19 protein-coding genes are annotated in these 23,229 nt (G+C 38.6%); 3 read left to right on the top strand and 16 right to left on the bottom strand.

Annotated elements, in window-relative coordinates; all coding sequences use genetic code 11:
- Positions 1-42: 42 nt before the first annotated feature.
- The gene (gene tyrS, locus QZ136_RS00095; protein ID WP_291399279.1) at positions 43-1,326 is read right to left on the bottom strand and encodes a tyrosine--tRNA ligase; all 1,284 of its coding nucleotides are present in this window, start codon (positions 1,324-1,326) and stop codon (positions 43-45) included.
- A 134-nt stretch (positions 1,327-1,460) separates the two neighbouring features.
- On the opposite strand from tyrS, the gene QZ136_RS00090 reads away from it, so the two are divergent.
- From QZ136_RS00090 to dapA, 3 genes are all read left to right on the top strand, one after another.
- The gene (locus QZ136_RS00090; protein ID WP_291399278.1) at positions 1,461-2,141 is read left to right on the top strand and encodes a hypothetical protein; all 681 of its coding nucleotides are present in this window, start codon (positions 1,461-1,463) and stop codon (positions 2,139-2,141) included.
- Positions 2,142-2,249: 108 nt separating this feature from the next.
- Complete coding sequence (ligA, locus tag QZ136_RS00085; protein ID WP_291399277.1) at positions 2,250-4,262, top strand: NAD-dependent DNA ligase LigA; 2,013 nt, start codon at positions 2,250-2,252, stop codon at positions 4,260-4,262.
- An 82-nt stretch (positions 4,263-4,344) separates the two neighbouring features.
- Positions 4,345-5,229: a 4-hydroxy-tetrahydrodipicolinate synthase gene (gene dapA / locus QZ136_RS00080; RefSeq protein ID WP_291399276.1), complete on the top strand. Its 885-nt coding sequence runs from the start codon at positions 4,345-4,347 to the stop codon at positions 5,227-5,229.
- 52 nt (positions 5,230-5,281) lie between these two features.
- Here the strand turns inward: dapA and QZ136_RS00075 are convergent, their stop codons facing one another.
- From QZ136_RS00075 to mraZ, 15 genes are all read right to left on the bottom strand, one after another.
- Positions 5,282-5,479, bottom strand: a complete 198-nt coding sequence (locus QZ136_RS00075; protein ID WP_291399275.1) for a histone H1 — start codon at positions 5,477-5,479, stop codon at positions 5,282-5,284.
- Positions 5,480-5,754: 275 nt separating this feature from the next.
- Entirely contained in the window at positions 5,755-6,996 is a 1,242-nt protein-coding gene (locus QZ136_RS00070; RefSeq protein WP_291399274.1) for a pyridoxal phosphate-dependent aminotransferase family protein, read from the bottom strand.
- A 156-nt stretch (positions 6,997-7,152) separates the two neighbouring features.
- Positions 7,153-8,817: a cell division protein FtsZ gene (gene ftsZ / locus QZ136_RS00065; RefSeq protein ID WP_291399273.1), complete on the bottom strand. Its 1,665-nt coding sequence runs from the start codon at positions 8,815-8,817 to the stop codon at positions 7,153-7,155.
- Between the two features lie 125 nt (positions 8,818-8,942).
- The gene (gene ftsA / locus QZ136_RS00060) at positions 8,943-10,295 is read right to left on the bottom strand and encodes a cell division protein FtsA (RefSeq protein ID WP_291399272.1); all 1,353 of its coding nucleotides are present in this window, start codon (positions 10,293-10,295) and stop codon (positions 8,943-8,945) included.
- A gap of 11 nt (positions 10,296-10,306) precedes the next feature.
- Entirely contained in the window at positions 10,307-11,167 is an 861-nt protein-coding gene (locus QZ136_RS00055) for a cell division protein FtsQ (RefSeq protein ID WP_291399271.1), read from the bottom strand.
- Positions 11,160-12,515: a UDP-N-acetylmuramate--L-alanine ligase gene (gene murC / locus QZ136_RS00050; protein ID WP_291399270.1), complete on the bottom strand. Its 1,356-nt coding sequence runs from the start codon at positions 12,513-12,515 to the stop codon at positions 11,160-11,162. The genes QZ136_RS00055 and murC overlap by 8 nt, the downstream gene beginning before the upstream one ends.
- Before the next feature lie 8 nt (positions 12,516-12,523).
- Positions 12,524-13,621 carry an undecaprenyldiphospho-muramoylpentapeptide beta-N-acetylglucosaminyltransferase gene (gene murG, locus QZ136_RS00045; RefSeq protein WP_291399269.1) on the bottom strand — a complete coding sequence of 366 codons (1,098 nt, stop codon included), beginning with the start codon at positions 13,619-13,621 and terminating at the stop codon, positions 12,524-12,526.
- Between the two features lie 39 nt (positions 13,622-13,660).
- The gene (locus tag QZ136_RS00040; RefSeq protein ID WP_291399268.1) at positions 13,661-14,824 is read right to left on the bottom strand and encodes an FtsW/RodA/SpoVE family cell cycle protein; all 1,164 of its coding nucleotides are present in this window, start codon (positions 14,822-14,824) and stop codon (positions 13,661-13,663) included.
- 258 nt (positions 14,825-15,082) lie between these two features.
- Complete coding sequence (murD, locus tag QZ136_RS00035) at positions 15,083-16,432, bottom strand: UDP-N-acetylmuramoyl-L-alanine--D-glutamate ligase (protein WP_291399267.1); 1,350 nt, start codon at positions 16,430-16,432, stop codon at positions 15,083-15,085.
- Positions 16,432-17,667 (bottom strand): phospho-N-acetylmuramoyl-pentapeptide-transferase, encoded by a 1,236-nt coding sequence (gene mraY / locus QZ136_RS00030; RefSeq protein ID WP_291399266.1) that lies wholly within the window; start codon positions 17,665-17,667, stop codon positions 16,432-16,434. Before mraY ends, murD begins: the two co-directional genes overlap by 1 nt.
- A complete protein-coding gene (locus QZ136_RS00025) occupies positions 17,667-19,127 on the bottom strand; it encodes a UDP-N-acetylmuramoyl-L-alanyl-D-glutamate--2,6-diaminopimelate ligase (protein ID WP_291399265.1) in 1,461 nt (486 codons plus the stop codon). Before QZ136_RS00025 ends, mraY begins: the two co-directional genes overlap by 1 nt.
- Complete coding sequence (locus QZ136_RS00020) at positions 19,127-21,229, bottom strand: penicillin-binding protein (protein WP_291399264.1); 2,103 nt, start codon at positions 21,227-21,229, stop codon at positions 19,127-19,129. The genes QZ136_RS00025 and QZ136_RS00020 overlap by 1 nt, the downstream gene beginning before the upstream one ends.
- A 33-nt stretch (positions 21,230-21,262) precedes the next feature.
- Entirely contained in the window at positions 21,263-21,682 is a 420-nt protein-coding gene (locus tag QZ136_RS00015; protein WP_291399263.1) for an FtsL-like putative cell division protein, read from the bottom strand.
- 3 nt (positions 21,683-21,685) lie between these two features.
- Positions 21,686-22,603 (bottom strand): 16S rRNA (cytosine(1402)-N(4))-methyltransferase RsmH, encoded by a 918-nt coding sequence (rsmH, locus tag QZ136_RS00010; RefSeq protein WP_291399262.1) that lies wholly within the window; start codon positions 22,601-22,603, stop codon positions 21,686-21,688.
- Complete coding sequence (gene mraZ / locus QZ136_RS00005) at positions 22,596-23,063, bottom strand: division/cell wall cluster transcriptional repressor MraZ (protein ID WP_291399261.1); 468 nt, start codon at positions 23,061-23,063, stop codon at positions 22,596-22,598. The genes rsmH and mraZ overlap by 8 nt, the downstream gene beginning before the upstream one ends.
- Positions 23,064-23,229: the final 166 nt, after the last annotated feature.

The following is a 23,229-nucleotide window of genomic DNA, read 5'->3' as shown; positions in this document are numbered from 1 at the left end:
ATTTAGGAACCTATAAATGAATATTGCAAGAACAGAATTAGTTTATTCCACACTAATCAAGAAATAGTTCTTTTTACCCTTTTGCGCGACCAAAAACTCTCCATTTATTAAGTTTTCGGAATTAAGAATAAGCGCGGGATCAGCAATTTTCTCTTTATTGATAGATACCCCTCCCCCACTAATCATCTTACGAGCTTCACCTTTTGAAGGGAAAACACTTGTTTTTTCGGCCAAAAGATCTGTTGCATTGATACCTCCTGCAAGTTCATTTCTTGAAATAGTAAATTGAGGTAAACCTTCAAAAACTTCGAGAACATCCTCTTTTGAGAGTGAGTTCAGGAATTCGAGGGTACCGTTGCCAAACAAGAAATCGGATGTTTTGAGAGCAGTTAGTAGCGCTTCTTGCGAGTGAGTACGGATAGTAATCTCCTCAGCAAGAGCCTTTTGCAAGATTCTTAAATGTGGAGCAAGATCATGTTCTTTTTCAAGAGCTTCAATTTCTGACTGTGATTTAAGCGTAAAAATACGAATCCAGCTTTTAGCGTCGGAGTCGGTAGTATTTAGCCAAAACTGATAAAATTTATAGGGAGAAGTTTTTGCGGGGTCGAGCCATACCGCACCACTTTCCGTCTTCCCGAATTTAGTCCCATCTGCTTTTTTAATCAATTGAGTAGTAATTGCAAAAGCACTTCCTGAGCCCTTCCTACGTATTAATTCTGTCCCGGTTACAATATTCCCCCACTGATCAGAACCACCCATTTGAACTTGGCAATTCTTTTCTTTCCATAAATAGTAGAAATCGTAACCTTGCACAAGCTGGTAGCTAAACTCAGTGAACGACATTCCCGTTTCGCCTTCCAAACGCTTTTTTACGGAGTCTTTAGCCATCATGTAATTGACAGTTAGGTGTTTACCTACATCGCGAATAAAATCAAGGAAAGTAAAGTTTTTAAACCAATCGTAATTATTCACCATTTCGGCACTATTGGCACCGCAATTAAAGTCGAGGAATTTCTTCAACTGACTTTCGAGGCAATGTACATTATGATTTAGCACATCTTCTGAGAGGAGGTTACGCTCTGCCGACTTCCCAGACGGGTCGCCAACCATACCTGTTGCCCCACCAACAAGAGCTACAGGCTTATGCCCTGCTCTTTGAAAATGTATGAGGGTCATAATTTGCGTTAGGTGTCCCACATGCAGCGAATCTGCTGTTGGATCAAAACCTATATACCCAGAGGTCATTTTTTTATTCAGCTCCTCTTCCGTTCCGGGCATGATATCGTGCAGCATTCCTCGCCAGCGTAATTCTTCTACAAAGTTCATTTTATATTAAGGCTCATTAGAGCTACAAATATAGCAGAATTGATAAAACCCATGCATCGTAAAATTTTCGTATTTTTATATCATTGAGCATATCCATTTAAGATGCGTTAAACTCACATCCTAAAGCAAAGAAAATGAATTTCCTATCACACTTTTACTTCGACCGGAACAGTGAAGACCCGCATTTGGTGCTAGGTACAATTTTGCCGGATTTAGTAAAAAATGCGAGAAAGGATTGGAATTTACATCCAGAGAAAAAGATTGAATTATATGATAGTCAGGTTGAACATTCCATTTTAACGGGCTGGAAGCGACATTTGGCGGTCGACCGTCATTTTCACAATTCACAGTTTTTTCATGCCCATACCCATGCTATCCGAGATCTCATCAAACCAAGTCTGCAAAACTCGGTCGTAAGGCCCTCATTTTTAGCCCATATTTCCTTAGAGCTGATGCTCGATAGCACTTTGCTTACAGAAAATCATTTGGATGCGGAGGATTTATATGTGCACCTACGCCAATCCGACAGAGCATTAATAAAACGTTTTTTAGAAATTAACCAATTAGACGATACCGATCATTTTTTCAATTTCTTTGAGAAGTTTATACAATCGAATTACCTCAATAGCTATCGCGAAAGCCATCATATTATGTATGCATTAAATCGTATTTGCATGCGTATTTGGAAAGATCCATTGAATGAGGAACAAATGCAAAATCTTTCGGTAATACTTAGTGAATACCATGAATTATTGAAGGAAAATTATTTAGAAATATATGATGAAATCAGTCTGGTGATAGACCCATCAATATAAAATAAATTAGCATATAAATAATTCTCAAATAGATTAATTTTTGGATAAAAGGGAGAACAAATTAGCTGTCAAATTCAAATTATCAATTGAAAAAATTATCTTCGCTTCATGTCACTATTTGAAATAAAAGAACGGATTGAAAGTCTCGTAAAAGAGTTAAATGAGCATAATTACAAATATTATGTATTAGCGCAACCAGAAATTTCAGATTTTGAATTTGATAAAAAGCTTGAAGAGCTAGCCAAATTAGAGAAAGAATACCCTGAATATTTAGATCCAGAATCGCCGACTGTAAAAGTTGGCGGATATATTACCAAGGAATTTGAAACGGTAAGGCATAAATGGCCGATGCTTTCATTGGGTAACACCTATAATGAACAAGATTTAAAGGAATTTGACGAGCGTGTTCGAAAATCGATTGGCCATGATTTCGAGTATGTATGTGAGTTAAAGTTCGACGGATTATCCATTAACATTACGTATGAAAATGGAAAAATGATACGTGCAGTTACGCGAGGAGATGGCACTCAGGGTGATGATGTAACGAATAATGTAAAGACTATACGCAGCATACCGAAAAGCATTAAGGCAGGAAACTTCCCAGAGATATTTGATATTCGGGGGGAGATATTTATGCATCGTGCAGCATTTGAAAAGCTTAATAATGAGCGCATTGAAAACAATGAAGTAGCTTTTGCTAATCCTAGAAATTTTGCATCTGGGACATTAAAAATGCAAGATTCGGCGGTAGTTGCCAAGCGACCACTAGATTGTTTTTTATATTTTTTATACAGCGATAAAAACAATTTCGGCACCCATTGGGAGAGTTTAGAGGCGGTAAAAAAATGGGGTTTTCACGTATGTGAGCATACCAAATTATGCAAAAGCATCAATGATGTATTAGAATTCATCAACTATTGGGATGAGCATCGCTTTGGATTGAGTTATGACATTGATGGAATAGTAATCAAGGTCAATAGTTTTAGTCAGCAGCAAGAATTAGGCTTTACAGCAAAATCTCCTCGATGGGCGATATCCTACAAGTACAAGGCGCAGGAGGTAGAAACCATCCTTGAAAAAGTGACTTATCAAGTTGGTAGAACTGGCGCTGTGACTCCTGTAGCTAATTTAAAGCCCGTTTTATTGGCTGGCACTACCGTTAAGAGAGCCACTTTACACAATGCCAATGAAATTAAGCGTTTAGATTTACACTTGGGGGATACTGTTTTGGTGGAGAAGGGTGGCGAGATTATCCCAAAAATTATTGCTGTAAATACTGGAAAACGTAATGCAGATGCAATAAAAGTTAATTATCCAGATGTATGTCCGGAATGTGGTACATCTCTCATCCGTAAAGAAGGAGAAGCCGTTCATTACTGTCCCAATGATGAAGGTTGTCCCCCACAAATTATCGGCAAAATGCAACATTTTATTGGCCGTAAGGCGATGAATATTGATGGATTGGGTGATGAGACCGTTGATGCATTTTACAGAAGAGGATTTGTAAAGCATATTAGCGATTTATATACTTTATATCAGAAGGTAGATTTATTAAAGCAGATGGATCGATTTGGCGAGAAATCGATAAATAATATGCTTGAAGGCATCGAGAAATCGAAGTCTATGCCTTTTGAGAAGGTACTTTTCGGACTTGGCATAAGGTATGTGGGAGAAACAGTGGCGAAGAAGCTTGCGGCACATTTTAAAAACATTGACCAATTGATGGGTGCAAGTTTTGAGGAACTAAAAAGCGTAGATGAGATTGGTGAGCGCATTGCAGAGAGTCTGATTGAATATTTTAAGGAAGTTAAACATGTAGAGCAGATTGAAGCGTTAAGGAGTCATGGATTACAGTTTGAATCATTGCATAAAAGCATTGTTTTAGAGAGCAATACTTTTGAGGGCAAGACCTTTATTATTTCGGGGGTATTTGGAGATTATAGTCGCGATGAGTTAAAAGACATGATTGAGGCTAATGGGGGTAAAATATTGAGTAGTATCTCACCAAAACTGAACTATTTAGTTGCTGGCGACAATATGGGACCTGCGAAGCTTGAAAAAGCATTAAAACTTCAAATTCCGATCATTTCTGATGAAGATTTGATCAAAATGTTGCAATAATTTAAAGAAAATGCCGAAATATTTAAAAAATCCTCTTAATATTGAAGCATTCTCAATTAAAATCAAAAAATAGATAAAAATAATGAATAAGTTTCATGGAACGGGAGTAGCCATCATCACTCCATTTAAAACAGATGGAACTGTTGATCATGCAGCTTTAAAAAATGTGATTGACCATATTATCAATGGTGGTGTTGAGTACATTGTATCTTTAGGAACTACTGGCGAGTCGGCTACCTTGAGTAGTGATGAGAAGAAATCGGTTTGGGAGACTACGATATCACATGTTGATGGTCGCGTAAAACTTGTAGCGGGCGTTGGGGGAAATAATACAGCAGAAGTATTAAAAGATCTTAAAAAATTTGACAGCAAAGGCTTTGACGCTATTTTATCAGTCTGCCCCTATTATAACAAACCCACACAAGAAGGAATATACCAACATTATAAGGCGATAGCTGAGGAAAGCGTATTGCCGATCATACTTTATAATGTTCCTGGCAGAACGGGAGTAAACATGACAGCTGACACAACACTTCGTTTGGCGCATGATTTCAAGAATATTATTGCCATGAAGGAAGCTTCAGGAAATTTCGATCAGTTCAATAAAATCATAAAGGATAAACCAGCCGATTTCTTGTTTTTATCGGGAGATGATCCTATTACCTTGCCTTTGATTGCGATGGGCGCTGCCGGAGTAATATCGGTAATAGGCAATGCCCTTCCGGGGATATTTTCAACGATGGTAAGAATGTGTTTGGATGGGAAGTTTATAGAGGCACAGCCTTTGCATCACAGTTTGACAGAGATTACAGGATTATGTTTTGTAGAAGGAAATCCTGGAGGTGTAAAATCGGCTATGAAGCAATTAGGACTTTGTAGCGACACGATGCGCCTTCCTTTGGTTAATGTAAGCAATCATACCGAAGAGCAGATTCGAGCTCAGCTAGAGCTCTTAAAAATGCTTTAAAACAAAAAAGGCCCGCTCTAATGAACGGGCCTTCTTTGTTAAGAAGAATTTATTATTTCTTAGCTGCTTTCGCTGCTTCTTTATTCTTCATGTCCTGAACTTCAAGACGGATAGCTTGAGCTAGGTTTTTTAAATCTTGCATGCCTTTTCTTACACGAGTTCCAGCTGCGCTGTTACCTTTAGTGTAGAACTTGTCAGCATCTGCTTCTAGAGACGCAAATAAATTTTTTGCTTCGGTGAATTTTTTCATGGTTTTACTCTTTTAGTATTAAGGTTAGTAATGTTACTTTATCTAATTTAAAAGGATTTTTTATAAAAAAGCAAAAATAAAAAAATAAAAAAAATGCGTTTATTGAGTTTAAACAAGCATTTATTAAAAAAAGAAATGTAAGAAGAAAATTTTTAAATTAATAAAAACCTGTAAATCAATGATTTATGTAATTATTGTCAAATAAAATGCCCTCAACGACATGTAGAGGGCATTCTTGAAAATTATAAAAATGAGTATTACTACTTGCTAATTATTTAAGCATTTGAAGCTACTTTTTCTTTGTAGTGACCTTTTTTAAGTTTTTCAGCGAGTTCGCTATACGCATCTAAGGTGCGATTTACGTCTTCAATGGTATGAAGTGCCGTAGGAATTAAGCGAAGCATGATTAAACCTTTAGGGATAACCGGGTAAACAACTATAGAACAGAAGATACCGTAATTTTCTCTTAGGTCCATTGTGATTGCTGTAGCTTCTTGGAGTTCACCTTGAAGGAAAACAGGAGTTACCATCGTATCAGTTACACCGATATCAAAACCTCTTTCTTTTAGTCCCGACTGAAGAGTTTTAGCGATAAACCAAAGTTTTTCTCTCATTTCTGGCTGGCTCTTCAATAATTCTAATCTTTTACGCAGACCAACAACCATTGGCATAGGTAAAGATTTAGCAAAAATTTGGGAGCGCATATTATAGCGAAGGAAATTAGTAATTTCTTCAGTTGCGGCAATAAAGGCACCGATTCCGGCCATTGATTTAGCAAAAGTTCCGAAATAAATATCAACACCATCGATACAATTTTGTGCTTCATGCGTACCAGCGCCAGTAGCGCCCATAGTACCGAAACCATGTGCATCATCAATTAGGAGACGGAAGCTAAATTTACTTTTAAGATCAACAACCTCTTTTAATTTACCTTGTGCACCTGACATACCAAAAACACCTTCGGTAATTACAAGAATTGCGCCACCTGTATTTTCAACCCATCTGGTAGCTCTTTCCAATTGCTTTTCAAGGCTTACCATGTCATTATGAGAGTAAACAAAGCGTTTACCTTGGTGTAAACGAACACCATCAATAATACAAGCGTGAGATTCAGCATCGTAAACGATTACATCGTGTCTATCAACTATTGCATCAATTGCCGACATAATACCCTGGTAACCAAAGTTTAGCAAGAATGCATCTTGTTTACCAACAAATTCAGCAAGCTCTCTTTCAAGGGCTTCATGGTGATTAGAGTTACCTGACATCATACGAGCACCCATTGGGTAAGCAAGGCCATATTCTTGAGCACCTTCGATATCAGCTTTACGAACTTCCGGATGATTTGCAAGTCCGAGGTAATTATTAAGACTCCAAACCAAGTGTTCTTTACCTCTGAACATCATATGTGGAGCTATTTCACCCTCTAGTTTAGGAAAGGAAAAATAACCATGAGCCATTTTCTGGTGCTGGCCCAGAGGTCCCATATTTTTCGAAATTTTATCAAATAAATCCAATTTGTATAATTTTATAGTTAACGGATATTTGGTGCAAAGTTAAGATTTAGCTGGCTGATTATCAAAAGCTAAATTGGAATATATAAATTAAATAGTTTATGCAAAAAAGGCCTTTATTCGTAGAATAAAGGCCTTTTAATATAAATTTGATTCCTATTAGTCTACATTATCATGTAAAAAGGAATTATTTGGTCTGATTTCGGTGATACCTTCATCATTACTTAGCGTAAAACGTGAGACTTCAGATTCGGAAGAATGCGGTACATCATGCAGCGACATTTGCTTGCGTTTGTATGCAGGCTCATTTTCCAGTTCTTGTAAACCATTGCTGGTACGAAGTTTCATACTGAGATCTTTAAGACGAAGAATTCTTTCTTTCGATTTACGTAATTGCTCTTCGATAGAATCATCTGTTTTATTTTCGTCTGGGTTTTCCCAAGCGATAGACACTTCTTCTTCTTGCAGTTGGAAATCGAATGTAACTTCTTCATCTAGCATTTGAATTTCCTTTACTTCTGGCTCCTGCTCTTGAGGAGTGAAGTCTTGGTTTTTTATTTCAAACTCGAAGCTTGTCTCTAGCGGACTAACTTCCATTGCAATTTCCTCATCCAATTCATGGCGAATAGTATTGGGATCTTCAACTTTAAGCTCCTCTACTTTAGGAGTACTATGGAAATAACCTGCAAAAAGATCTACCTGACTATCCTGAGGTGATTTAAGAACAGGCTCATTAATTTCTTCTTTTAACTCTTCTTTTTTCTCTTGAATAAAGTTATTTGTCTGAACCGGTTTCACCATTGGTGCTTGTTCAGGAGTTAGGAGAGATACTTTACGCACCTGACTTTTTTCAACTTCACGTTCTTCCATGGTTTGGAAACCTGTGGCGATAATGGTGACAGAAATTTTTTCTCCTAAGCCAGCATCACTACAATTACCCCAGATTAAATCGGCAGCTAATCCAGCCTCTTGTTGGATAAAATCGGTAATAACAGTCACCTCATCCATGGTAACTTCTTTATCACCAGAGCTGATATTTAAAAGGATATAACGAGCGCCTTCAATTTCATTATCTTTCAATAATGGAGATGCTAAGGCACCTTCAACAGCTCTTAGCGCACGATTTTCACCTTCGGCAGCAAAACTACCCATGATGGCAACACCGCTTTCTTGCATTACGGTACGCACATCTTTAAAATCGACGTTTATATAACCTGGAATAGTAATAATTTCTGCGATACCCTTGGCTGCGGTTGTCAAAATATTATCTGCTTGAGCAAATGCAGAACCAAGCGTTAAATTTCCAAATATCTCACGTAGGCGATCATTGGAAATCACTAAGTATGAATCAACTTGTTTTTTAAACTCTTCTAAACCCTCTTCAGCTTGAGTTTTTCTGCGTTTACCTTCAAAAGAAAAGGGAGTGGTAATAATACCTACGGTTAGAATACCCATTTCTTTAGCTGCTTTTGCGATTATAGGGCTAGCACCAGTTCCGGTACCACCACCCATTCCTGCGGTAATAAAAAGCATTTTGGTATTGGGACCTAACATCCTTTTGATGTCGTCAATATTTTCGATGGCTGAGTTCTTTCCCACTTCAGGAATAGAGCCTGCCCCCATCCCTTCGGTCAAGCTAGCGCCGAGTTGAACCTTGTTAGGTATCGGACTTAATTCAAGGGCTTGTGCGTCAGTATTACAAATAATGAAATCAACACCAGTTATTCCCTGACGGTACATATGATTTACAGCATTTCCGCCGCCGCCACCAACACCAATTACCTTAATGATTGATGACTTTTCCTTTAACATTTCAAACTGCATATACTTAATTATCAGTTGATTAGAATTTATTTATTCCCTAGATTTTTGATACGTAATTATAGTTATTTATCCACATTAGTTATCCACATTTGTTAAAATGTGGGAAACTCAACGATTGTGGATAATTAACGAACATAATCCTCGTCTTTGATATCATCCTTAATGAATTTTGCACCTGATTGCAATATCCAATCTAGCATACCAAGTCCCTTTTTCTCTTTGATTGGCGATGCAATTTTCTCTACTGAGCTTGTTCCAGTTGAAAGCGATTCTTCGATCATTTCGGCTTTTTGAATACCTTTGATTAGCAGACCAATACCTGTGGCATACATTGGGCTTTTTAGTTCTTCATAAATTGATTTAGGAAGTACATCATTTTTAGCGAGGTGTTCGTTAGGATATCCAATTCGGCTATCTAAACCAGTAACAAATTCAACCAATTGAGGAAGATGTTTTAACTGTGCACCGCCACCTGTAATAACCACACCGGCAATTAATTTCTTCTCATAACCAGAAGATTTAATCTCATAGTACACGTGTTCGATAATTTCTTCCATACGTGCTTGGATTACATAAGCTAGGTTTTTAACTGAGATTTCTTTAGGATCTCTACCTCTTAATCCTGGGACGCAGATAATTTCATTCTCTTTATTTTCATCGGCCAGAGCAGAACCAAAGCGAGTTTTAAGTAGTTCGGCTTGATTGCGCATCACTGAGCAACCTTCACGAATATCTTCGGTAACGCTATTTCCACCAAAAGGAATTACGGCGGTATGACGAATAATACCTTCATGGAAGATAGCCACATCAGTAGTACCACCACCAATATCCACTAAAACAACACCCGCTTCTTTTTCTTCATCACTTAAAACCGATTCAGAAGATGCAAGAGGCTCAAGGATAAGCTCTTGTGTTTCAAGATCAGCATTGCTTACACATTTTAAAATGTTTTTTACAGCACTTACATGACCCGAAATAATGTGGAAATTAGCTTCAAGTCGCACGCCTGCCATACCAATTGGATCTTTGATACCAGGCTCGTTATCTACAGTAAATTCCTGCGGTAAAACATGAATAATTTCTTCGCCTGGAGGCATCAATAATTTGTACATGTCTTCGATTAGCTTATCGATATCCTTACGCTGAATCTCGGTATTAAGCTCTTTACGAGTCAATATACCACGGTGTTGCAAACTTTTGATGTGCTGCCCAGCGATACCAACATTAACAATTTTAACGTCAACATTTGATTGTGCGCTGGCTTCTTCAACTGCTTGCATGATTGCTTGAACAGTTTTTTGGATATTGGAGACCACGCCACGAGTTACTCCTGCCGATTCGGCTTTACCCATACCCAAAATTTCAATTTTACCATGTTCGCTTCTACGGCCAACGGTAACACAGATTTTTGTTGTACCGATATCCAGACCGACAACAATTGGTGAATTTTTAGCTGAAGCTGAGTTAATTTGATCCATAGGGTTTATATTTAATTTTTTGTTAATTCTTTATTTATAACCATTGTACTATCAACAGTGTTTGGAATGCTATCTACCACTAATTTACTTGTATTAAGGCTGTTTTTAGAACATACAACCTGATTAGCAAATTTCAGGTTGATGCTTTTGTAGGTATCCCATCCCACTTTAGGCATGGCTTTCTTATAAAAAGCGAGTAGATTTTTAAACTTGCTTTGCAATGAATCCGCATCGCCTAAAATAATTTTATGATTACCTACTCTTGGCACCATCTCAATATCTCCTTTAACATCTACATAGAGTTGTTCTATTTGACTATCCCAAAGTGTATCTGCTTTAATAAATTGAGCCATTCGGAAGAGATCTTTAGCCAGTTTAGTATTCAGAGTATCCACTTTACCTGAAAAATCTTCGTCAATTAGTCCGTTAGCCACCAATACATTCGCAGTAAAATTCTCTGAAAGAGGCATTTTTAAGCCATTTTCATCGATATAGAATTGAACATTGGCTCTATTTATTAATCTTAAAATAGGCTGTCTTTGTCTGACTTCTGCATGAATAACACCATCCATATCCACATAAACCTTGGCAAACTCAATAAAAGGATTGCTTTTTAAGGAGTTCTCCAATTTGTGAATATTTATATCTCTGAGGTCTCTACCAATGAGAGCGCCGCCAGCATCCAAGAGGATTCTATCGATCTCATTACGCTCAATAAAATTATTTCTTCCCGGAAGGATAACTTTTAAATCCTTACACTTCTGACTTGCCTTTTTCACCTCAATAAAACTCATCAAGACGACAAGTCCGGAGAGGCTCACAAGCCATGTAAAAGCCATTAAAATCCCTTTCCAGTTAATATTTTTAAGCATTTTGGAATATTGTTTTTAAAGGTTGAATTAAAGTATCGATATCTCCAGCACCCACAGTGAGCAACAATTCAGGCTTATTTGCACGCACATATTCGATGGCATCTTGCTTGCTTAGAATCTGTTTTTTAGGATTATTAATCTTATCGAGAATCATTGCCGAATTAACCCCTTCGATAGGAAGTTCTCTAGCAGGATAAATATCAAGCATAATCAAATCGTCGATCATAGCGAGTACTTCTGCAAATCCATCAGCAAAATCTCTAGTCCGACTAAACAAATGCGGTTGAAAAATTGCCGTCAACTTTTTATTAGGGTACAAGCTTTTCACTGCCTGAATACAAGCCCTTAATTCTTCAGGGTGATGTGCATAATCGTCGATATAAATATGCTCAGGTGATTTCACCACATATTCGAAGCGACGTTTTACACCTAGGAAATTTGCCAGAGCATTACGAATTTTATCTGCTGAAATTCCCAAATGAAGTGCCACTTCAATAGCTGCAACAGCATTTTCGATATTATGTAAACCTGGTAAGCCTAATTGAATATTTTCGATTATTCCATTTGCATTTTTAAAATCGAAGAAGAAGCTACCCTCTTTAATTTGCACGTTAACTGCCTGAATATCAGCAACCACATTGGCAGAATAAGTTTTACCATTGCTAAGATCAAGACCTTGCCTATAGATTAACCTTCCACCCTCTTTCAGTTGAGAAGTAAACTGCTTAAAAGAATCAACGAGATGCGATTTATCTCCATAAATATCGAGGTGATCGGCATCCATAGAAGTAACGATGGCGATATCAGGGTGTAGTGTTAAGAATGAGCGATCATACTCATCCGCTTCAACCACCATGGTATTATTATCGCCGAATAGCACATTTGAATTATAGTTTGTAGCTATCCCACCAAGGAAAGCCGAGCAATCATATCCCGAATCTTTAAGCACATGCGCTACGATGCTGGATGTTGTAGTTTTGCCATGAGTACCAGCAATAGCGATGGTAAACATTCCTTTACTGATAATTCCGAGTACTTCCGAGCGTTTCTTCATGGTGTAGCCACCCTCTTTGAAGAAATTTAATATTTTAGAATCTGAAGGAATTGCAGGAGTATAAATAACCAGCGTATTAGAATCATTCTCAAGGAAGCTTACTTGGATACTATCCTCATCATCCATAAAAACAACAGGAATACCTTCATTCATTAAAGACTCCGTAAGCGGGGTACCTGTTTTATCATAACCACAAACCACACAGCCCCGTTTTTTAAAATAACGTGCTAGTCCGCTCATTCCTATTCCGCCAATACCAATTAAAAACACCCTTTGTATATTCTCCAGTTCCATAGTCTTTTCTATTTAGCTAATTTGAATACTTCTTTTGCTATAATTTCGTCAGAATGAGGCAGTTCCATTTTACCTATCTGATTTGCCAATTCTTTACATTTTTCTTTGTTATTGATTAAAAGCAGTGCGATATCCATCAATTCGCGTTCAGCTGAGGCATCTGTAACCAATAGAGCTGCATTTTTCTCAACCAGTGCCATGGCATTTTTTGTTTGATGATCTTCGGCAACATTTGGTGAAGGGACAAGAATCACAGGTTTTTTAATCACACATAATTCGGCGATTGTGCCTGCTCCTGCCCTCGAAATAATTAAATCAGAGGCCGCATAGGCTAAATCCATACGATTTAAAAATTCAAGCACTTTAATATTGGCATGTTCTTTTCCTTTCAATTGTTCATTTATTGATTGGAAATAATATTTTCCAGTCTGCCAAATCACCTGCACATCTGCAGCAATAATTTTATCTAGAGCGCCCAACACACTTTTGTTTAGCGTACCTGAACCGAGGCTACCGCCAATAACTAAAATTGTTTTTTTATCAACTGAGATCCCAAAATGCTCGGCAGCTTCAGGGCCTTTATTCTCTATAGCAATTGATTCCTTACGGATAGGATTTCCGGTTAGTAAAATTTTAGCTTTCGGGAAGAATTTTTCCATTCCCTCAAAGGCTACGCATATTAATTTGGCATTTTTAGCGAGCCATTTATTTGTTATGCCTGCATAAGAATTTTGCTCCTGAATAAGATAAGGAATATTCATTTGAGAAGCGGCGTATAATAACGGACCGGAGGCATAGCCACCCACTCCTACAGCTGCATCAGGCTTAAAATCTTTAATAATTGCCCTTGCTTTGAGCACACTTTTCAAGACCTTGAATGGCAGGAATACATTTTTAAGAAGCGAAGCACGCTGAAAACCGCTGATATCTAAACCAATAATTTTATAGCCTGCTGCTGGGACTTTTTCCATTTCCATGCGACCATTAGCACCGACAAAAAGGATCTCCGTTTGGGGATCGATTTTTTTCAGGGCATTAGCAATGGCAATTGCCGGGAAAATATGCCCGCCAGTCCCGCCTCCGCTTATGATCACTCTTTTTGCCATTTTTTCTTGTTTTTCTCGTTGTATTTTCGTATATTATAATTAAGCCATTGCTGGAATCTCACCTACAATAACCTTTTCATCCTTTTCTTTTTTACGTTCATCATTATCTCGGCTCACGCTTAGAATAATTCCGAAAGCGATACTCGTAAACAAAATGGATGTCCCACCCATACTTACCAGAGGCAGCGGCACACCCGTTACAGGTCCCAAGCCTACTGCTACTGCCATATTTCCAAATGCTTGAATACTTAAGCTGAAGCTCAAACCTGCTGCGAGGAGTGCTCCAAAGGCCTTGGGACTCTGCGTCACAATCAACACACATCGATACAGAAAGACGAGGTAAAGCAGGACTAGTCCGACGCCCCCCACCATTCCATATTCCTCAATAATGAGTGCATACACAAAATCAGAATAAGGGTGCGGTAAATAATTTCTTTGCGTGCTATTTCCGGGTCCTTTACCGAATAGTCCGCCAGTAGCGATTGCAATTTTAGCTTGATCAGCTTGGAATGACTTATCAGAAGTAGCAGTTTCAGGGTTCAAATATGTTTGAATACGCGACCAATAAGTATTGCGTCGCGGACCGAGGAACATTACAGCGGCAAGTAATATAGAGCCGGCAAGGCATACTACAGCAATTTGTTTAATACTTATTCTACCGATGATAAGAAGAAGAATACTTACACCAAATAACATCACGGCAGTAGAAAGGTTTGCCAGAGCAATTAAGACAAAGACACCACAAACGGCGCCCATAATTGGAATGAATGCCTTTTTTACATCTTTTATATTTTCTTGTTTCTTGCTTAAGCTTCTTGCCAAAAAGGTTATTAGGGCAAGTTTAGCAAGATCGGAAGTTTGGAATGTTTGATTAATAATTGGAATAGTTACCCAACGACTCGCCTCATTTACATTGGCCCCGAAAAGTAGGGTGTAAAGAAGTAAAGGAATAGTAATAACCATCAAAACCTTACTTATTCCCGCATAGTAGCGATAATCCAATAAGTGTGAAAAGTACATCAAAGCAATACCACCAACAATCATGACCAAGTGTTTAATTAGAAACTGCTCACTACCCACACCTTTTTTATAGGCAAGCGTACCTGTGGCACTGTAAACAGCTAAAAGCGACCATACGGATAGTAGGATCACAATGAGCCAGATCCAGCGATCACCTTTTGTTTTGCTAATTAGTCTTTCCATGGTTCAGTTGTCAGTTATCAGTTGGTAGTTATCAGTTGGCAGTTATCAGTTATCGGTTATCAGTAGGCGGTTATCAGTTGTCAGTTATCGGTTATCGGTTGGCAGTTATCAGTTATCGGTTATCAGTTGGCGGTTATCGGTTATCAGTTATCAGTTGGCGGTTATCGGTTATCAGTTATCAGTTGTCAGTTATCGGTTATCAGTAGGCGGTTATCAGTTATCGGTTGGCAGTTATCAGTTGGTGGTTAACAATTTTAATTAAAGTTGTTTAACGGCGTTTTTAAATTGTTGGCCACGGTCTTCATAATTTTTGAAGAGGTCGAAGCTTGCGCAAGCTGGTGATAGAAGTACGGTATCACCTTTTGCGGCGAGGTGGTAGGCCATTTGCACGGCTTCCTCGGCTGAGAAGGTGTTTATTATTACTTCTACATCATCTTCAAAGGCATCGTGAATACGCTTATTATCTTTACCAAGGCAAACGATGGCTTTCACTTTCGACTTCACCAGATCTTTAAGCATATTATAATCGTTGCCTTTATCTACTCCACCAAGAATAAGAACAACATCAGAAGGCATGCTTTCAAGAGCATACCAAGTAGAGTTCACGTTTGTCGCTTTGGAGTCGTTGATAAAATCAATACCCGAGATGCGCGCCACATGCTCCAGTCTATGCTCAATATTGGTGAAGCTACCCATGCTTTCGCGGATGCTTTCATTTCTTAATTCAAGAACTTTTGCCACTATTCCAGAAGCCATAGAATTGTAGATATTGTGCTTGCCTTGAAGGGCTAAATCTTTTAATGACATAGTAAATAAGTCTTGCGTTTGGTGAAGTTTTATAGTGATCTGATCGTTTTGAAGGAATGCGCCATTTTCAAGCACTTTTTCAATTGAAAAAGGAAAAGCTTGAGCATGGACTTGATGTTTTAAAAGACCTTTTTGAGTCTCCGCATCATCGGCACAGTAGATAAACACATCTTCTGGTCCCTGGTTTTGAATAATTCGGAACTTTGAGTCCGAGTAGTTTTCCATTTTATAATCGTAACGATCTAGATGGTCGGGCGTAATATTCAGTAAAACCGCTATATCAGCTTTAAACTGATACATATTATCGAGCATAAAGCTGCTAATTTCCAATACATAGAAATCAAAGTTTTCGAATGCTACCTGACGTGCGAAGCTTTTACCGATATTTCCGGCGAGGCCAATATTGAGGCCTGCATTTTTAAGAATATGGTAAGTAAGCAAGGTGGTAGTTGATTTGCCATTAGAGCCGGTAATACAAATCATTTTTGCTTGGGTATAAGCACCGGCAAATTCAATTTCGGAGAGAATAGGAATATTCTTTTCGATTAGTTTTTTGATTATGGGAGCTTTGTCGGGTATTCCCGGACTTTTAACCACTTTACTAGCTGAAAGAATAAGATCATCAGTATGACCATTCTCTTCAAAAGCGATATTAGCTTGAATTAAATCGTTTTTATACTGATCAGTGATTGGACCAAAATCAGACACAAAAACATCAAAACCTTGCTTTTGGGCAAGTAATGCTGCACCTACCCCGCTTTCGCCGGCACCAAGAATAACGATATATTTCTTTTCTCCCATTATCTTAGCTTTAAGGTGACGATGGTTAAAATGGCTAGGATGATACCTACAATCCAGAATCTGGTTACGATTTTAGCTTCGTGATACCCTTTTTTCTGGTAATGATGGTGAAGAGGCGACATCAAAAAGATACGACGGCCTTCACCAAATTTCTTTTTCGTATATTTAAAGTAAGACACCTGCATGATTACGGATAGGTTTTCGATTAAGAACACCCCACATAGCACTGGAATTAGAAGTTCTTTTCTAATCATAATCGCAAAGGCGGCGATGATACCACCGATGGCAAGGCTACCCGTATCGCCCATAAATACTTGAGCAGGATAAGAGTTATACCATAAGAATCCCACACAAGCACCCACAAAGGCACCGGCAAATATTACCAGCTCACCTGAGTAAGGGATGTACATGATATTGAGGTAATCTGCGAAAATGGTATTTCCCGAAACATAGGCTAGAATAGCTAGGGTAATACCAATAATTGCTGAAGTACCTGTTGCTAATCCGTCGATACCATCTGTTAAATTGGCCCCATTAGACACGGCGGTAACAATAACAACGACGAATAATAGAAAAACTGCTAATGAATATTTTCCATAATCATCCCCAAAAACCGTTAAAACTTTGGCGTAATCAAATTCATTATCCTTGTAAAAAGGCACATTGGTGAGTGTTGATTTTACGTCTCGATAATAATATTTTTCGGGAGCTTGAGTATTAGTTGAGGACTGGATATCTGCAGGAGCAGCAATACGTTCTCTCACCACGATATCTGGGTGAAAGTACATGGTCCAGCCGATGATTAAAGCCAATCCCACCTGACCCATAATTTTAAATCGTCCGGCAAGACCTTCCTTATCTTTTTTAAATACTTTGATATAGTCATCGAGGAAGCCAATTGCACCCATCCAAACGGTGGTGATGAGCATCAGGATGATATAGATATTATCAATACGGGCGAATAAAAGCGTTGGGACTAAAATACCTAGCAGAATAATGAGTCCGCCCATTGTGGGAGTCCCTTGCTTTTGCATTTGTCCTTCAAGGCCTAAATTCCTAACAGATTCTCCTACTTGTTTAGCACGGAGAATCCTGATTAATCGCGCACCATACACGGTAGTGAGCAGGAGTGATAAAATTACAGCCATGCTTGTGCGGAACGATATAAACTGGAATAATCCTGCTCCAGGAATATCATATTGCTTATCAAGCCAGGCAAATAGGTAGTATAACATTAGCTTACTAGATTTAAAAATTCAGTTAATATTTCTTTATCATCAAAAGGAAGTTTAACACCAGCGATTTCCTGATATTTTTCATGACCTTTTCCGGCTACCACGATGATATCGCCAGGTTTTGCCAAATGGCAAGCCGTGCGGATGGCTTCTTTCCTATCGGTGATTGAGAGTACTTTTTTCTTATTGTGAGGCATTACGCCGACTTCCATTTCCCTAATAATTTGCTCAGGAGCTTCAGAACGAGGGTTATCAGAAGTTAGAATCACTTTATCGCTCCAATCGCAAGCCACTTGAGCCATTAGGGGGCGCTTTGTTTTATCGCGATCGCCACCACAGCCAATTACAGTTATAAGCTGTTCGGTGCCTTTGCGGATATCTTGGATGGTACTTAACACATTTTGTACTGCATCTGGCGTATGAGCATAGTCAACAATACCGATTATTCCAGCAGGAGAAATCATATAATCAAAGCGACCTTCAGCGCCGGTTAAGCGACTTAAGGAAGTTAGGACTCTCAATTTATCTTGCTCAAGTAAGAGTGCAGTGGCATAAACAGCCAATAAATTATAAGCATTGAAGCTACCTACCATTTTAAACCAAACCTCATCTTGATCGATGTCAAGAAGGAGTCCGCTAAAATGGTTTTCAATGATTTTAGCTTTAAAATCAGCAATATTTTTAAGTCCGTAGGTTTTTTTATGCGCCTTAGTATTCTGGAGCATCACCATTCCATTTTTATCATCCACATTGGTTAATGCGAAAGCCTTATTGCTTAGCCCGTCGAAAAAGCCTTTTTTAGCCTTTAGATAAGAATCGAATGTTTTATGAAAATCGAGGTGATCATGCGTAAGATTAGTAAAAATACCACCAGCAAAATCGAGACCTTCAATTCGAGCTTGAGCCACTGCATGCGAGCTAACCTCCATGAAACAATAGTCGCAACCAGAGATCAGCATATCATTTAGTAATTCGTTGATTGCAAGCGGATTAGGAGTTGTATGTGTAGAAGGAATGACCAAATCATTGATTTGATTTTGAACGGTTGAGAGCAATCCTACTTTAAATCCAAGATCTCTAAACAATTGAAAAAGTAGCGTAGCGATAGTTGTTTTACCATTGGTGCCAGTAACACCAACCAATTTAAGTTTAGAAGAAGGGTTATCGTAAAAATTAGCGGCGATAATTCCGAGCGCTTGTGCCGAGTTTTCAACTAAGAAATAATTGATTTCTTGACGAATAGTAGAAGGGTATTCTTCACAGATAATTGAAGTAGCACCCAGATCGATGGCTTTATCTATAAAAGCATGCCCGTCTGACTCAGTCCCGCGAATTGCCACAAATAAAGCCCCAGGTACAACTTTTCTAGAGTCGAAGCAGATGTGCTCTACCTGCTGACTAGTTGAGCCTATTACCTTGCTAAGGGGCACACTGTACAATATATCCTTGAGAGTCTTCATTATTGTAGATCTAAAATAATTGGTACACCTTTATTTACACGCGTTCCAGCTGTGATTGATTGCCTCACTACCCTGCCGCTACCACGCACTTGAGTTTTGAGTCCCGAGTTACCCAAAACAAACAATGCATCTTTCAAACCCATCCCATTTACATCAGGAACAGAACCTTCGATAACTTGAATATTTTTATTGGCGAGACCGGAGTTAGAGTCAATTTTTACATATTCGCCAGATCCACCGAATGCAGCTTTAATTCCGAATGCTTTAAACACATTTTGAGTTGCTTTTTTCTCGCCTAATTTAGCTTCAGGCATTTTTGCGTTAGCCACAATTTTTTGTCCATTTAGTGGATTATACATGTTCACATCGCTTGTATAAACTCTATCGGCAATCTCACGAAAGACTGGCCCCGCAACAGATGCAGCGTAATAAGTCCCTTTACGCGGATTATTAACCACCACGATTAGAGAGTATTTAGGATTATCAGCTGGGAAATAGCCACAGAAAGAAGCTTGATATTTTTTATCAGCCTTATAACCCTTATTTGCATCTGCCACTTGAGCAGTACCTGTTTTTCCTGCGATACGGTATAGAGGCGAAGCAAGGCCTTTACCTGTTCCCTCTGTTACTACCCCTTCAAGCAGCGCTTGAGCTTTTTTAATGGTTTGATCAGAAACAATTTTCTCGTTGATAACACGAGCTTTGAATTGCTCAACGGTATTGCCTAGTCGGCGTATTTCACGCACAAATATGGGTGCGATGTATTTACCATCATTGGCAACTGCATTATAAAAAGCGAGCATTTGCAGTGGTGTAATATTCATTTCATAGCCATAGGCCATTTGCGGAAGCGATTGTTTATTGTTCCAGCTTCTATTATTGGGATTTTTAATCACTGGAGTTCCTTCACCAGGAATTTGCAGCATTAATTTTTTGTTTAGTCCCCAGTTGTATAGATTCTCAGAAAATTTAGCCTGATCATTTTGATAGGCTGCATTAATCATTTTGGCGATAGCCACATTTGAAGACTCTTCGAAAGCTTTTTTAACTGTGACAGTCCCGATACTCCCATGCGAATCACGAATGGTATGACCAGGAATACGATAGGTACCATCACCCGTAGCGATCATGGAATTGGTATCCACTTTATTATCTTCGAGAAGGGAAAGGTATGAAGCGAGTTTAAATGTTGAACCAGGATCCTGACTTGCGGCGATTGCATAGTTATACTGCTCCTCATAATTACCAGAAGGTGTTTTACTAAAATTAGCTACTGCCCGAATTTCGCCTGTTGCCACTTCCATGAGGATTACACAACCATGATCAGCATCGCTGGCGATCAATTGCTTTTTAAGGGCTCTTTGAGCCACATCTTGCATATTGATATCGATAGTAGAAATTATATCGGCACCCTCTTTAGGAGCAATTTCATCATCTTGATTTACAGGCACAAATACACCGCCAGCAATACGCTGCATTAATCTGCGACCACTTTCGCCATCAATAAATGAGCTATAAGCCCCTTCTAAGCCCACAGGCTGAACGTTATCGTTCTTATAACCTATTGTTCTCTTAGCAAGAGATTGAAAAGGCAGAATGCGCTTATTTTGAGGAACAGCAATTAAACCACCCCTATAACGACCTAAATTAAAAATCGGAAATTCACGAACAGCTTTTAATTGTTGATGAGTAACATTTCTTTTTAGCAGGGTGTATCGAGATTTGTCGGCGCGACCTTCCCTTAAGATACGAGCATATTGCTTGGAAGATTTATCTCCAAAAAAAGAAGACATTTCATCCGCAAGAGAATCTACTTTTTCAAAAAACACCTTATCGTCTTCGATACCACCAGCAAGGAGATCTATACGAACTTCGTATTCAGGAACAGAAGTTGCGAGTAAGCTACCATCTACTGAATAAATATTCCCGCGTGCAGCTTCTACATTAACAAATTTTGTAGAGTACTTTTTAGCCAAAGTGCGCCATTTTGCACCCTCCACAACTTGAACATTAAACAATTGATAAAGCACGGCCATAGCCAATACAAGGATAAAGCCGAAGGCTATATACACACGTACTAATATGTCGGTTCTAATATTCAATTTGCTTTTTATTTATTTTTTATGTATATTATATTAATCAAATTCCCCTTGTGTAAGCACAATTTTCAGAGGTGGTTCATTTGGCTCCATTAAACCAAGAGTATCCACCTCTTTTGCGACTTCCGTTTGGGTGCTTTTGAGCATTAAATCAGCTTTCAATGATTTAAAATCCCAGCTTAGTTCCTTTACCTCGGTGCTTAACTTGTCGATATCGCGAATATTATTTTCGGCGAAATGACGATTGGCGATGTAAATCATTCCTAAAAAAGCGATGAAGATGATGAATGGCAGGAAGCTGGTAGCTGCTTGCTTAGAAATTACCCCTTCAGTAAATAATTGGGTAAAGAAATTCTTAGGAATCTCTACCTTTTCATCTAGCTTAGCTGGAGCCTCAACCTTTGCTATTGGTTCAATCTCTTCTTCTACTTTATTTGTTCTAAACTGATTAGCCATAAATTAAGATTTAGATAAATTTTTCTTTACTGCTATTCTCAACTTCGCACTTCTAGCGCGATTATTCTGTGCTATTTCCTCATCAGAGGCAATAATTGCTTTGCGGGTAAAACTTTCCAGCGGTTTGATTTGATTTCCAAAAAAATCGATTTCAACCTCCCCATGGAATTTCCCTTTGGCAATAAAATTCTTTACGAGTCTATCTTCAAGTGAGTGGTAGGACATAATAACCAAACGACCTTCAGGCTTTAGAATATCAATAGTTTGTTCTAAAAACTCTTTCAAAGCCTCTAGTTCTTGATTTACTTCAATTCGAAGTGCCTGAAAAACTTGGGCTAAGTATTTATTTTCTTTCCCTTTTGGGATTAATTTAGCGATGACTGTTTTTAAATCTTGAACGGTATTTATAGGCTTATTTAAACGCTGAGTAACCAGAGTATTGGCTAAAGTTTTAGCATTTTTTATCTCACCATAAATTCCGAAAATGCGGTGTAGCTGTTCTTCACTATAGGTATTAACTACCTCTTTAGCAGTGAGTTGTCCTGCTTGATCCATGCGCATATCCAATTCAGCATCAAAGCGAATAGAGAAGCCACGTTCAGCCTGATCAAATTGATGAGAAGAAACGCCTAGATCAGCTAGGATACCATCCACAGCGGTAGCACCTTGAAGTCGGCAATTATTTTTTAGATATCTAAAATTTTGATCGATAAAAGTTAGTCGCTCATCTTGTGGCAAGTTCTTTTGCGCGTCTGCATCTTGGTCGAAGGCAATCAGGCGACCTTTGGGGCCTAAATTTTTTAATATTTCGCGAGAGTGACCACCACCGCCAAAGGTTACATCGACGTAAACCCCATCTGGTTTAATATTCAAACCTTCGATACATTCCTGAAGCATAACGGGATTATGATATTCAGTCATTTGCCCCCCTTCTTGCAGTATTGCCCATCACCTCTTCGGCAAGGTTGGCAAAGTTTTCAGGTTCACTATCTAATTGATTGTCGTAGGCATCTTTGGCCCAGACTTCAATTTTATTGAGTACGCAAGAAAGAACCACTTCGCCGGTGATGCCTGCATATTCCATTAAAGCTTTAGGAAAAAGAATACGATTTGCAGAATCGAGGCTTAGCTCGGTAGCACCTCGAGTAAAGTATCGGATAAAATCGCGACTCTTTTTTTCGTAAGCATTGAGCTTGCTTAACTCTTCGGTGATAGAATCCCATTCTTTTTTAGTGTAGATCACTAAATGTTTCTCGAAGCCACGATTGATCACAAGACCTTCACGCTCAGCTTCTGGAAGCTGTTTTTTCAGGCTGGATGGTATCATCATCCGGCCTTTAGCGTCAAGTTTACAATCAAATTCTCCTAAGAAATGGGACATTCTCTATTTTTATTCTATAATTCAAGTGTAAAAGTAAAAAACTTACCACTTTTTACCACTATCTCCCACAAAAAAGTTTTCCACAGTTTTTTTGGGGAGGTTATCAGGTATCAGTTATCAGTTGTCAGTTAGCAGTTGTCAGTTAGCAGTTAGCAGTTGTCAGTTA

It is taken from the genome of Daejeonella sp., assembly GCF_017495225.1.
Lineage (GTDB): Bacteria > Bacteroidota > Bacteroidia > Sphingobacteriales > Sphingobacteriaceae > Daejeonella.
Note: the sequence above shows the minus strand (reverse complement) of the source record. Positions and strands in the feature narration are given on the sequence as shown.

Excerpts from the sequence above, each read along its gene's own strand:
- tyrS (WP_291399279.1), bottom strand. The coding sequence starts at position 1,326 with ATGAACTTTGTAGAAGAATTACGCTGGCGAGGAATGCTGCACGATATC.
- QZ136_RS00090 (WP_291399278.1), top strand. The coding sequence starts at position 1,461 with ATGAATTTCCTATCACACTTTTACTTCGACCGGAACAGTGAAGACCCG.
- ligA (WP_291399277.1), top strand. The coding sequence starts at position 2,250 with ATGTCACTATTTGAAATAAAAGAACGGATTGAAAGTCTCGTAAAAGAG.
- dapA (WP_291399276.1), top strand. The coding sequence starts at position 4,345 with ATGAATAAGTTTCATGGAACGGGAGTAGCCATCATCACTCCATTTAAA.
- QZ136_RS00075 (WP_291399275.1), bottom strand. The coding sequence starts at position 5,479 with ATGAAAAAATTCACCGAAGCAAAAAATTTATTTGCGTCTCTAGAAGCA.
- ftsZ (WP_291399273.1), bottom strand. The coding sequence starts at position 8,817 with ATGCAGTTTGAAATGTTAAAGGAAAAGTCATCAATCATTAAGGTAATT.
- ftsA (WP_291399272.1), bottom strand. The coding sequence starts at position 10,295 with ATGGATCAAATTAACTCAGCTTCAGCTAAAAATTCACCAATTGTTGTC.
- QZ136_RS00055 (WP_291399271.1), bottom strand. The coding sequence starts at position 11,167 with ATGCTTAAAAATATTAACTGGAAAGGGATTTTAATGGCTTTTACATGG.
- murC (WP_291399270.1), bottom strand. The coding sequence starts at position 12,515 with ATGGAACTGGAGAATATACAAAGGGTGTTTTTAATTGGTATTGGCGGA.
- murG (WP_291399269.1), bottom strand. The coding sequence starts at position 13,621 with ATGGCAAAAAGAGTGATCATAAGCGGAGGCGGGACTGGCGGGCATATT.
- QZ136_RS00040 (WP_291399268.1), bottom strand. The coding sequence starts at position 14,824 with ATGGAAAGACTAATTAGCAAAACAAAAGGTGATCGCTGGATCTGGCTC.
- murD (WP_291399267.1), bottom strand. The coding sequence starts at position 16,432 with ATGGGAGAAAAGAAATATATCGTTATTCTTGGTGCCGGCGAAAGCGGG.
- mraY (WP_291399266.1), bottom strand. The coding sequence starts at position 17,667 with ATGTTATACTACCTATTTGCCTGGCTTGATAAGCAATATGATATTCCT.
- QZ136_RS00025 (WP_291399265.1), bottom strand. The coding sequence starts at position 19,127 with ATGAAGACTCTCAAGGATATATTGTACAGTGTGCCCCTTAGCAAGGTA.
- QZ136_RS00015 (WP_291399263.1), bottom strand. The coding sequence starts at position 21,682 with ATGGCTAATCAGTTTAGAACAAATAAAGTAGAAGAAGAGATTGAACCA.
- rsmH (WP_291399262.1), bottom strand. The coding sequence starts at position 22,603 with ATGACTGAATATCATAATCCCGTTATGCTTCAGGAATGTATCGAAGGT.
- mraZ (WP_291399261.1), bottom strand. The coding sequence starts at position 23,063 with ATGTCCCATTTCTTAGGAGAATTTGATTGTAAACTTGACGCTAAAGGC.